12 protein-coding genes are annotated in these 11,194 nt (G+C 73.2%); all 12 read left to right on the top strand.

Annotation, left to right across the window (positions count from 1 at the left end):
• On the top strand, nucleotides 1-486 hold the full coding sequence (gene coaD / locus G7072_RS12200) for a pantetheine-phosphate adenylyltransferase (RefSeq protein ID WP_166086733.1): 486 nt from the start codon (nucleotides 1-3) through the stop codon (nucleotides 484-486).
• 146 nt (nucleotides 487-632) lie between these two features.
• On the top strand, nucleotides 633-1,151 hold the full coding sequence (locus G7072_RS12195; RefSeq protein WP_206063100.1) for a DUF177 domain-containing protein: 519 nt from the start codon (nucleotides 633-635) through the stop codon (nucleotides 1,149-1,151).
• 123 nt (nucleotides 1,152-1,274) lie between these two features.
• Nucleotides 1,275-1,460, top strand: coding sequence for a 50S ribosomal protein L32 (gene rpmF / locus G7072_RS12190; protein WP_166086731.1), 186 nt, complete (start codon nucleotides 1,275-1,277; stop codon nucleotides 1,458-1,460).
• A gap of 104 nt (nucleotides 1,461-1,564) precedes the next feature.
• Nucleotides 1,565-2,308 carry a ribonuclease III gene (gene rnc / locus G7072_RS12185; protein WP_206063443.1) on the top strand — a complete coding sequence of 248 codons (744 nt, stop codon included), beginning with the start codon at nucleotides 1,565-1,567 and terminating at the stop codon, nucleotides 2,306-2,308.
• A gap of 6 nt (nucleotides 2,309-2,314) precedes the next feature.
• The gene (gene mutM / locus G7072_RS12180) at nucleotides 2,315-3,205 is read left to right on the top strand and encodes a bifunctional DNA-formamidopyrimidine glycosylase/DNA-(apurinic or apyrimidinic site) lyase (protein ID WP_166086727.1); all 891 of its coding nucleotides are present in this window, start codon (nucleotides 2,315-2,317) and stop codon (nucleotides 3,203-3,205) included.
• 112 nt (nucleotides 3,206-3,317) lie between these two features.
• Nucleotides 3,318-3,521, top strand: coding sequence for a hypothetical protein (locus G7072_RS12175; protein ID WP_166086725.1), 204 nt, complete (start codon nucleotides 3,318-3,320; stop codon nucleotides 3,519-3,521).
• Between the two features lie 176 nt (nucleotides 3,522-3,697).
• On the top strand, nucleotides 3,698-7,261 hold the full coding sequence (smc, locus tag G7072_RS12170; protein WP_166086723.1) for a chromosome segregation protein SMC: 3,564 nt from the start codon (nucleotides 3,698-3,700) through the stop codon (nucleotides 7,259-7,261).
• Nucleotides 7,258-7,758 carry an acyl-CoA thioesterase gene (locus tag G7072_RS12165; RefSeq protein WP_166086721.1) on the top strand — a complete coding sequence of 167 codons (501 nt, stop codon included), beginning with the start codon at nucleotides 7,258-7,260 and terminating at the stop codon, nucleotides 7,756-7,758. Before smc ends, G7072_RS12165 begins: the two co-directional genes overlap by 4 nt.
• A gap of 125 nt (nucleotides 7,759-7,883) precedes the next feature.
• Nucleotides 7,884-8,054 carry a hypothetical protein gene (locus G7072_RS12160; RefSeq protein WP_166086719.1) on the top strand — a complete coding sequence of 57 codons (171 nt, stop codon included), beginning with the start codon at nucleotides 7,884-7,886 and terminating at the stop codon, nucleotides 8,052-8,054.
• A 39-nt stretch (nucleotides 8,055-8,093) separates the two neighbouring features.
• Nucleotides 8,094-9,251 carry a signal recognition particle-docking protein FtsY gene (gene ftsY / locus G7072_RS12155; RefSeq protein ID WP_166090081.1) on the top strand — a complete coding sequence of 386 codons (1,158 nt, stop codon included), beginning with the start codon at nucleotides 8,094-8,096 and terminating at the stop codon, nucleotides 9,249-9,251.
• Nucleotides 9,252-9,460: 209 nt separating this feature from the next.
• Entirely contained in the window at nucleotides 9,461-10,792 is a 1,332-nt protein-coding gene (locus G7072_RS12150) for an ammonium transporter (protein ID WP_240916914.1), read from the top strand.
• Nucleotides 10,789-11,127: a P-II family nitrogen regulator gene (locus G7072_RS12145; protein WP_166086717.1), complete on the top strand. Its 339-nt coding sequence runs from the start codon at nucleotides 10,789-10,791 to the stop codon at nucleotides 11,125-11,127. Before G7072_RS12150 ends, G7072_RS12145 begins: the two co-directional genes overlap by 4 nt.
• Nucleotides 11,128-11,194 lie beyond the last annotated feature (67 nt).

Raw genomic sequence — 11,194 nt, 5'->3', positions numbered from 1 at the left:
GTGCGTCGCGCAGCCTGCCCCGGGTCCTTCGACCCCGTCACCAACGGTCACATCGACATCATCGGTCGGGCCGCCTCGCTCTTCGACGAGGTCGTGGTGGCGGTGGGTGTCAACGCCTCGAAGAACCGGCTGTTCTCGGCCGAGGAGCGCATGGACATGCTGCGCGAGGCGGTCAGCCCGTGGCCGAACGTCAAGGTCGACGGCTTCTCCGGCCTGCTGACCGACTTCTGCTCCGAGCGTGGGATCGGGGTCCTGGTCAAGGGCCTGAGAGCGGTCAGCGACTTCGACTACGAGCTCCAGATGGCCCAGATGAACTCCAGCCTGGCGCCGGTCGAGACGGTCTTCGTGCCGACCAGCCCGGAGTACTCCTTCCTCGCCTCGAGCCTGGTCAAGGAGGTCGCGACCTTCGGTGGCGACGTGTCGAGGCTCGTGCCGCCGCACGTGCTGAGCCGGCTGACCGAGCGGCTGGCCTCGCGCGAGCGCTGACCGGGCGGAGCAGGTTTTGTGGCACCCGCCTTCCGGGCGGTACCCTTGTCGACGGTCCTCGTGCCGGCTGCTGTCGGGATGGGGATCGTGATCTGTCACCCGACCCTGGAAGTGATCCTGTGCGTCTCGACCCGAGAGCGCCGCTCGTGCTCGACACCCGCGAGCTCGGCCGCCGCCCGGGGTCGGAGCGTCGGGTGAGCCGAACGGTGCCGGCACCGGCAGATCTCGGGATCGAAGTCCTGCGTGTCCCCGAGGACTCGTCGGTCGAGCTGGACCTCCGGCTCGAGGCGGTCGTCGAGGGCGTGCTCGTCACCGGGACCGCGCGAGCGGGCCTGGTCGGGGAGTGCGTGCGTTGCCTGGCCGAGGTCGATGACACCATCGACAGCGACCTGACCGAGCTGTTCGTCTACGACGACGGCAAGGACGAGGCGGCGGACGCCGAGGACGACGAGACCAGCCGGCTCCAGGGCGACCTGCTCGACCTGGAGCCCGTGCTCCGGGACGCCGTGGTGCTCGCACTGCCGTTCCAGCCGCTGTGCCGGGAGGACTGCCCGGGACTGTGCGCGGAGTGCGGAGCACGGCTGGCCGACGACCCCGAGCACCAGCACGAGGAGCCCGTGGATCCCCGGTGGGCCGCCCTGCAGGGGCTGACCGAGGACTCGTAGGACCCGCAGGACCCGCACGACCAGCACCGACCCGGCACCAGCACCGCGCCGGCACCGACCAGCACCACCCACGTCGACGAGAGCCGCGGCCCTCGCCCGACGTGGCTCGACGAAGGAGAAGTCATGGCTGTCCCGAAGCGGAAGATGTCGCGCAGCAACACGCGTCACCGGCGCTCTGCCTGGAAGGCCGTCGCGCCGACCCTGGTGACCTGCGCCAACCCGGCGTGCGGCGCCAAGCACCTGCCGCACCGTGCGTGCGGCCAGTGCGGCGAGTACGGCTCGCGCGCCAACCGTCGGCCGGTCCTCTGACCGAGGCCCGGTTGCCCGACACGCCGGTGACCACGCCCGCGCCCACGCCCGAGCCCCTCGAGGGGCCCGGGTCGTCCCCGTCCCCCGGACGGGGTCCGGTGTCCCTGGAGGACCTGCTCGACGCCCTCGGGCGACCCGACCTGGACGCCGACCTGCTCGAGCGCGCCCTGACGCACCGCTCGTTCGCCTACGAGAACGGCGGGCTGCCCACCAACGAGCGCCTGGAGTTCCTCGGCGACTCGGTGCTCGGCGTGGTCGTGACCGAGACGCTCTACCTGACCCACCCCGACCTCAGCGAGGGCAAGCTCGCGAAGCTGCGGGCCGCGGTCGTCAACGCCCGCGCGCTGGCCGACGTCGCCCGCACCATCGGGCTCGGGGAGTACGTCAAGCTCGGCCGCGGTGAGGAGATCACCGGGGGCCGGACGAAGGCCTCGATCCTCTCCGACACCGTCGAGGCCGTCATCGGAGCGGTCTACCTCAGCGGCGGCTTCGAGGCCTCCCGCCAGGTCGTGCACCTGCTCTTCGACCCGCTCATGGACGCCGCGGCCGGCCTCGGTGCGGGTCTCGACTGGAAGACCAGCCTCCAGGAGCTCTCCGCCCAGCACTCGCTCGGCGTGCCGGAGTACCTCATCGAGGACGACGGCCCCGACCACGCCAAGACCTTCGTCGCGCAGGTCCGGGTCGGCGACCAGACCTACGGCCACGGCGAGGGCCGGTCGAAGAAGGAGGCCGAGCAGCAGGCGGCCGAGACGGCGTACCGCGCCATCGCCGCCGAGCTCACCGACGGGGGCTCCCCGCTGCCGTCGCCGGACGCCGAGCAGGACGCCGGCTCCGAGCAGGACGACTAGCCGCCGGTGCCCGAGCTCCCCGAGGTCGAGGTCGTCCGCCGCGGCCTGGCCCAGCACGTCGTGGGCCGTCACCTCGGCGGCGTGGAGGTGCTGCACCCCCGCCCGGTCCGGCGCCACCTGGCCGGCCCCGCCGACTTCGCCGACTCCCTGACCGGTCGCCGGGTGAGCGCGGTGCGCCGCCGCGGCAAGTACCTCTGGCTGCCGCTCGACGACACCGACGCCCTGCTGGGCCACCTCGGGATGAGCGGGCAGTTCCTGGTCCAGCCCACCGGAGCCCCCGACGAGCGCCACCTGCGGGTCCGCTTCCACCTCGTCGAGGACGACGGCACCCCGGCCGGCGAGCTGCGCTTCGTCGACCAGCGGATGTTCGGGGGACTGATGGTGTCGGCCGGCGGGGCGGTCGTGCCGGCGGAGATCGCCCACATCGCCCTGGACCCGCTCGACGACGCCTTCGACGACGAGGCCTTCGTGCGTCGGGTGCGGGCCAAGGCCTCCGGCGTGAAGCGCGTGCTGCTGGACCAGACCGTGGTGTCGGGGGTCGGCAACATCTACGCCGACGAGGCGCTGTGGCGCGCCGGCCTGCACGGAGACCGTCGCGGGGAGACGCTGACCGGGCGCCAGGTCCGCGACGTGCTGGCGCGGGTGCGCGAGGTGATGGGCGCCGCGCTGGCCCAGGGTGGCACCTCCTTCGACGCGCTCTACGTCAACGTCAACGGCGAGAGCGGCTACTTCGACCGCTCCCTGGAGGCCTACGGCCAGGAGGGCCGGCCGTGCTCGCGCTGCCAGACCCCGATCCGGCGGGTGCCGTTCGCCAACCGGTCGTCGTACTTCTGCCCGCGCTGCCAGCCCGCGCCCCGGGCCCGTGCGGCCCGTCCCCGGGCGACGCCTCGGCATTGACCGTCTCCGAGAGCGCGTGAGACCCTCAAGTGACCACCACCACGGCGGCCGGGGCCCCTCTCCACAGGCCCCGCGGGCCGCGTGCACCAGCTCCCAGGTGAAGGAACGACCGATGGCCAAGGCCCTTGTCGGCTACATGAACGCGACCGACCCCCGCACGGTGACGCGGCTCTCCTCGGAGAACCGCCGCCTGCGCGAGCGGGTCGCCGACCTCGAGGCGGTCGTGCTGCGGCTCCAGGCGCAGAACGACGCGCTGGCGGCCCGGCTCGACGCCGAGCAGCTGCTGACGCTGCCCGAGCAGATGCAGCCCGTCTGACTCCTGCGCCCGACCGGCCCGTCACCGCCCACGCGGGGACGGGCCGTGTGTCTGCCCACCGGGTCCGCGGAATCGGGAGCGTGCGCGGGTAGGGTGGCGGGCGCTGACGCGCTGGCTTCCCCCGGCGGGTGGTTCCACCCGTTGTTCGGCGCAGATCGACCGGTGAGGAGCCTGCGTTGTACCTCAAGAGCCTGACCCTGCGAGGATTCAAGTCCTTCGCCTCGGCGACGACCCTGCAGCTCGAGCCCGGGATCACGTGCATCGTGGGACCCAACGGCTCCGGCAAGTCCAACGTCGTCGACGCCCTCGCCTGGGTCATGGGCGAGCAGGGCGCCAAGTCGCTGCGCGGCGGCAAGATGGAGGACGTCATCTTCGCCGGCACGTCCGGCCGCCCGCCGCTGGGTCGCGCCGAGGTCGTGCTCACCATCGACAACACCGACGGCGCGCTGCCGATCGAGTACGCCGAGGTGGCGATCAGCCGCACCATGTTCCGCAACGGCGGCTCGGAGTACGCCATCAACGGCCAGTCGTGCCGGCTGCTCGACGTCCAGGAGCTGCTCTCCGACTCCGGCATCGGCCGCGAGATGCACGTGATCGTGGGCCAGGGGCAGCTCGACTCGATCCTGCGCGCGACCCCGGAGGACCGCCGCGGCTTCATCGAGGAGGCGGCCGGCGTCCTCAAGCACCGCAAGCGCAAGGAGAAGGCGCTGCGCAAGCTCGAGTCGACCGAGGGCAACCTCAACCGGCTCGGCGACCTGCTCAGCGAGATCCGTCGCCAGCTCAAGCCGCTGGGCCGCCAGGCCGAGGTGGCCCGCAAGGCGGCCGTGGTCCAGGCCGACGTCCGCGACGCCCGGGCCCGCCTGCTGGCCGACGAGGTCGTCACCGTCCGCACCACGCTCGAGCAGGAGCTGGCCGACGAGACCGTGCTGATCGAGCGTCGCGCCGCGGTGGAGGCCGCGCTGGCCGCCGAGCGCTCCGCCGAGGCGGAGCTCGAGGCCGCCCTGCGGGAGGGCCTGCCGCAGCTCGCCGCCGCCCAGGAGACCTGGTTCGGCCTGACCGGGCTGGGGGAGCGGCTGCGCGGCACCGTGGCCCTGGCCGGCGAGCGGGTCCGCAACGCGGAGTCGGAGCCGTCGGTGCCCTCGGGACGCGACCCCGAGGAGCTCGAGACCGAGGCCCGGTCCCTGCGCACCCAGGAGACCGAGATCGCCGCGGAGGTCGAGCGCCGTCGCACCGCCCTCCAGCAGGCCCTGACCGCCCGCGAGGAGGCCGAGCGCCGCCACGCCGAGGAGGAGCGCCGCGTCGCCTCCCTGGTCCGCGCGGCCGCCGACCGCCGTGAGGGGCTGGCCCGCTTGCAGGGCCAGGTCAACGCCAAGCGGAGCCGGGCCGGGGCCGCCGAGGAGGAGATCGGGCGCCTCCGCGCGGCCCGCGAGGAGGCAGCCGCCCGGGCCGAGCGCGCCCAGCGCGACTTCACCTCCCTCGAGACCCGGATCGCCGGCCTGGCCGACGGCGAGGAGGGCCTCGACGCCGAGCACGAGGCCGCCGCCCTGGTGCTGGGCGACCTCGAGGACCGGGTGGGCAAGCTGCGCGAGGAGGCGCAGGGCGCCGAGCGCGAGCGCAGCGGCCTGACCGCGCGCAAGGAGGCCCTCGAGATGGGCCTGGCGCGCAAGGACGCGGCCGCGGCGCTCCTGGGCGCGACCGACCCGACACCCGGGCTGGTGGGATCCGTTGCCGCGCTGCTGAGCGTGCGTCCGGGCTTCGAGGCGGCGGTGGCCGCCACCCTCGGGCCGGCCGCCGACGCGGTCGCCGTCGAGGGTCTCGACGCGGCCCTGGCCGCGGTCGTCGGTCTCAAGGAGTCCGACCAGGGCCGCGCCGCGCTGCTCCTGACCGGTACGGCGGGCGCGACCGGGTCGTCGGCGTACGCCGCTCCCGCCGACCTGCCCCCCGGCGTGACCGCGGTCGTCGACGTCGTCGACTGCCCCGACGGCGTCCGGGCGTCGCTGCGCCGGCTGCTGGCCGACGTCGTGGTCGTCGACGACCTGGACCGGGCCCGCGACGTGGTGTCCTCCCGCCCCGAGCTGACCGCCGTCACCCGCGAGGGCGACGTGGTCGGCAGCCACCTCGTCGCCGGCGGGTCGTCCGCGGTGCCGTCGCTGCTGGAGGTCCAGGCCGCCGTCGACGAGGCCGGCGAGCAGCTCACCGCCACCGTGCACCGCTGCGAGCGGCTGACCTTCGAGGTGTCCCAGCTCGAGCGCGAGCGCGAGGAGGCCAAGCACCGCGTCGACGTCTCGCTGGCCCAGCTCCACGAGTCCGACGCGCGCCTCGCGGCCGTCGCCGAGGAGCTCGCCCAGCACGGCTCGACCGCCCGCTCGGCCCTCGGGGAGCGCGACCGGCTGGAGACCGCCATCGCGACCGCCGAGGAGGCCCGGGCCGGAGACCTGGCCGGGCTCGAGGAGCTCGAGCAGCGTCTGGCCGCGGCCCAGGAGGCCCCCGACGAGGAGCCCCGGCTCGACGAGCGCGAGGCGCTCGGCGAGGCCGCCCGCGCGGCCCGCGCCGCCGAGACCGAGTCCCGGCTCGCGCTGCGCACCGCCGAGGAGCGGGGCCGCGCCCTCGCCGGCCGCGCCGACGGGCTCGAGCGCGCCGCGACCGAGGAGCGGGAGGCGCGCGCCCGCGCCATCGCCCACCGCGAGCGTGTGCGTCGCGAGGGCCGGGTCGCGCAGGCCGTGCTGACGGGCGCCGAGGTCGTCCGGGACCGCCTCGCCGTCTCCGTGCACGCCGCCGCCGAGGCCCGCACGGCGGTGGAGCAGTCCCGCCGTGGGTCGGAGGAGGCCCTGCAGGCCGTCCGGGCCCGGCTGCGGACCCTCGGCGCCGAGCACGACGAGCTGACCACCAACGTCCACCGCGACGAGATGGCCCGCACCCAGCAGCGGATGCGCCTCGAGCAGCTCGAGGAGCGCGCGTTGGAGGAACTCGGGCTCGAGCTCGACGCGCTGGCGGCCGAGTACGGCCCCGACCAGCCGGTGCCCGTCCTGGTCGCCGACGCCGAGGGTGTCCCGCAGGCCGGCGAGCCGGTGCCGTTCGACCGCGAGCAGCAGCGCAAGCGGCTCAAGGTCGCCGAGCGCGAGCTGGCGATGCTCGGCAAGGTCAACCCGCTCGCGCTGGAGGAGTTCTCCGCGATGGAGGAGCGTCACCAGTTCCTCAGCGAGCAGCTCGAGGACCTGCGTCGCACCCGTCGCGACCTGCTCGACATCGTCAAGGAGGTCGACGAGCGCGTCGAGCAGGTCTTCACCGAGGCCTGGGAGGACGTCCGGGAGGCGTTCGACCACGTCTTCGCACGGCTCTTCCCCGGCGGCGAGGGCCGCCTGATCCTCACCGACCCCTCGAACATGCTCACCACCGGCGTCGAGGTCGAGGCCCGCCCGGCCGGCAAGAAGGTCAAGCGGCTCTCGCTGCTCTCCGGCGGTGAGCGCTCCCTGGTCGCCGTGGCGTTCCTGGTCTCGCTGTTCAAGGCCCGCCCCTCGCCGTTCTACATCCTCGACGAGGTGGAGGCGGCGCTGGACGACGCCAACCTCGGGCGGCTGCTGGAGATCTACGAGGAGCTGCGCGAGAGCAGCCAGCTGCTCGTCATCACCCACCAGAAGCGCACCATGGAGGTCGGCGACGCGCTCTACGGCGTGACCATGCGCGGCGACGGCGTCTCGGCCGTCATCAGCCAGCGGCTGCGCGAGGCCGAGCCGGCGTGACCGGTCCCGACGCCGGCCCCTCCCGCCCCGCGCGACCGCAGCGCAGCGACTACGTCGCCTGGCGCACCGCCACCACCCGCTGGGCCGACGACGACGTCTACGGCCACATGAACAACGCGGCCTACTTCGAGCTCATCGACACCGCCGTCAACGCCCACCTCGTCGAGAGCACCGGTCTCGACGTCCGCACGCTGCCGGCCATCGGCGTGGTGGCCGAGGTGTCGTGCCGCTACTTCGCCGAGATGCGGTTCCCGCGCCCCGTCGAGCTCGGGCTCGTCGCCGAGCGGGTCGGCAGCTCGTCGGTCGTCTACCGCGTCGGACTGTTCCAGGGCGACGGCGAGGACGCCTGCGCCGAGGGTCGGTTCGTGCACGTGTACGTCGCGCAGCCCGGTGGCCCGGGTGCTCCGGGCACGGGCGGGGGACCACGACCCGTCGTACCCATCCCGGCAGAGATCCGCGACGTCGCCGAGGCGCTGCTGGCCCCCGAGCCCGCCTGACCACTGCCGCGGGCAGTTGTGAGTCGAGTCACGTCCCGCGCGTGGGGGCGACGGGACGGCCGACGGGCATGGGCAGAGTGGCCGGAGGGCACGTCCGTGCCCGCTCCCCGACCCCGGAGGTGACCATGCTCTGGCTCGTCTCGATGATGCTCGTCGCCCTGCTGCTCGCCGGGGCCGTCACGGCGTACGTCGCCTATCCCCGCCGCGGACGCCGCCTGCCGCTGGCTCCCGCCCTCGGGACGGCCCTCGAGCGCGGCGTGCAGCACCTGCCGACGCTGGACAACGCCCGCCGCTGAATTCGCCGGACGCAGGTCCTGTGATGGGATGGCGACGTGATTGAGCTGATCTCCCTCGTCGTCGCGATCGCCGTCCTTGGCCTCGTCTTCACCGTCGGTCTCGTCCGACGCTCCGGTGCCCGGCGTGGGCGCCTCGACGAGCGTCGCGGCGGCACCGACGTGCTGGCGCCGCCGCGTGAGGCGCCGACCCCGACCGGGGCCCCGGTCACCACGACGCCGGAGGCCCCGGCCGAGCCGCGCGGCCCGACCACCCCGACGCTCGAGCGACCCGAGGACGCCGCGGGTCGGCTCGTCCGGCTGCGCCGCCGTCTCGCCGGCTCGCAGAGCGCCTGGGGCCGCGGCCTGCTGGCCCTGCTGTCGCGCGAGCGGGTCGACGAGGACACGTGGGAGGAGATCGAGGACCTCCTCATCGGCGCCGACGTGGGCGTCGGACCCACCCAGGAGCTCGTCGAGCGGCTCCGCGCGCGGGTGCGGGTGGAGGGCAACACCACCACCGACGTCACCGCCGTGCTCCGCGAGGAGATGCTCGCGCTGGTCGACCCGAGCATGGACCGCACCCTGGCGGTCGAGCGCCGCGACGGCAAGCCCGCCGTCGTGATGATGGTCGGCGTCAACGGCACCGGCAAGACCACCACCGTCGGCAAGCTGGCCCGGGTCCTGGTGGCCGAGGACAAGACGGTCGTGCTGGGCGCGGCCGACACGTTCCGCGCCGCCGCGGCCGAGCAGCTGTCGACCTGGGGCGAACGGGTCGGCGTCCGGACCGTGCGCGGTCCGGAGGGCACCGACCCCGCCAGCGTGGCCTTCGACAGCGTGCGCACCGGCATGGAGGACGGCGTCGACGTCGTCGTCGTCGACACCGCGGGCCGGCTGCAGAACAAGGCCGGCCTGATGGACGAGCTCGGCAAGGTCAAGCGCGTCATCGAGAAGCAGGCCGCCGTCGACGAGGTGCTGCTCGTCCTCGACGCCACCACCGGGCAGAACGGCATGATCCAGGCCCGCGTCTTCCGCGAGGCCGTGAACGTCACCGGTATCGTGCTCACCAAGCTCGACGGCTCCGCCAAGGGCGGCATCGTCGTCGCGGTCCAGCGCGAGCTCGGCGTCCCGGTCAAGCTCGTCGGCCTGGGGGAGGGCGCGGACGACCTCGCGCCCTTCGACCCGGGCGCGTTCGTCGACGCCCTCCTCGGCCTCGACGCCTGACGCGACCGTGCGCAGGGTTTACCTGCCCGAAACCTGACGGCCGCTTTTGTCACGCCCGCGCAACACGGCGGGCGGGCCGGCGAAACCTCGCTCGCGGACTCTTCTCCGCAGGGGTGGGGACGCGCGGACACAACGTCGTACGCCGCACGGCACCCCGCAACGACCACATCGGGATCACCTGCGTGACCCGATCCTGATCTGGAGGTTCCGTGGACGGTTACAACGCGTTCATGCTCGTGGCCACGCTCCTGGTGTTGATGATGACGACACCGGCGCTGGCCCTCTTCTACGGCGGTATGACCCGCTCCAAGTCCGTGCTGAACATGATGATGATGTCCTACTCGGCACTCGCCATCGTCGGCATCCTGTGGGTGCTGATCGGCTACTCGATGGTGTTCGGCGGTGACGGCATCTTCTTCTCCTCGCCGCTCACCAACCTGGGCCTGAAGGACCTCGGGTACGACGGCTACACGTTCATGATGTTCCAGCTGACCTTCGCGGTGATCACCACCGCCCTCATCAGCGGCGCGATCGCCGACCGGGTGAAGTTCTCCGCCTGGCTGCTGTTCGTGCCGATCTGGGCGACGCTGGTCTACTTCCCGCTCGCCCACATGGTCTTCAGCTGCAGCGAGAGCGCCCTCATCTGCACCAAGATCGGTGCGCAGGACTACGCCGGCGGCACCGCGGTCCACATCAACGCCGGCATGGCCGGCCTCGTGCTGGCCGCCGTGGTCGGCAAGCGCGTCGGCTTCGGCTCGACCCCGATGCGGCCCCACAACCTCACGCTCACCATGCTGGGCGCCGCCCTGCTGTGGGTCGGCTGGTACGGCTTCAACGTCGGCTCGCTGATCATCGACGAGAGCGTGGGCGACATCAGCACCCAGTTCCTCGCCGAGACCGGCCTGACCTTCACCAACACCACGCTGGCACCGATGGCCGCGATCCTCGCCTGGCTGCTGGTCGAGCGCGTCATGCACGGCAAGGCCACCAGCCTCGGCGCCGCCTCCGGCATCGTCGCGGGCCTGGTCGCCATCACCCCGGCCGCCGGTGCCGTGGACATCTGGGGCGCGCTCGCCATCGGCGCGGTCGCCGGTGCGGTCTGCGCCTGGGCGGTCGGCCTGAAGTTCAAGTTCGGCCTGGACGACTCCCTCGACGTCGTCGGCGTCCACCTCGTCGGCGGCATCATCGGCACGGTCATGATCGGTCTCTTCTCGGCCCCGGCCGCCGAGGGCTCCGGCGTCGTCGGCGGTCTCGCCGACGGTCTCTTCTACGGCGGCGGCTTCGGCTCCCTGGTCGACCAGACCCTGGGTGTCCTGGTCGCGATCGCCTGGTCGGGCATCATCACCCTCGTCATCGCTCTCGCCATCAAGTTCACGCTGGGCTGGCGGATCAGCGAGGAGGACGAGGTCGAGGGCATCGACTACTCCGAGCACGGTGAGACCGGCTACGACCTGGTCAGCCGCGGAGGTGGTCCCCGTCCCGGCGCGTCCGGTCCCAAGACCACGGACGCCACCGCACGCAACGAAGGAGCAATCGCATGAAGCTCGTGACCGCGGTCATCAAGCCGCACAAGTGGGACGACGTCCGCGCCGCCCTGGAGTCCTTCGGGGTCTCGGGGATGACGGTCAGCGAGGTCAGCGGCTACGGCCGCCAGAAGGGCCACACCGAGGTCTACCGCGGTGCGGAGTACGACATCGCGCTGGTGCCGAAGGTCCGCGTCGAGATCGCCGTCGACGACAGCGACGCCGACGACGTGGTGGGCATCATCGTGAAGTCCGCCGCTACCGGCCGGATCGGGGACGGCAAGGTGTGGGTCAGCCCGATCGACACCGTCGTCCGGGTCCGCACCGGCGACCGCGACTCCGCCGCCGTCTGACCGACTGAGACGATGCGCCCGGGCCCCCGCGGCCCGGGCGCATCGCTGTCTCCTGCTGTCTCGTGCT

Origin of the sequence: Nocardioides sp. HDW12B (genome assembly GCF_011299595.1) — a bacterium.
Classification (GTDB): Bacteria; Actinomycetota; Actinomycetes; order Propionibacteriales; family Nocardioidaceae; genus Marmoricola_A.
This window is presented reverse-complemented; position numbering and strand designations above follow the sequence as displayed.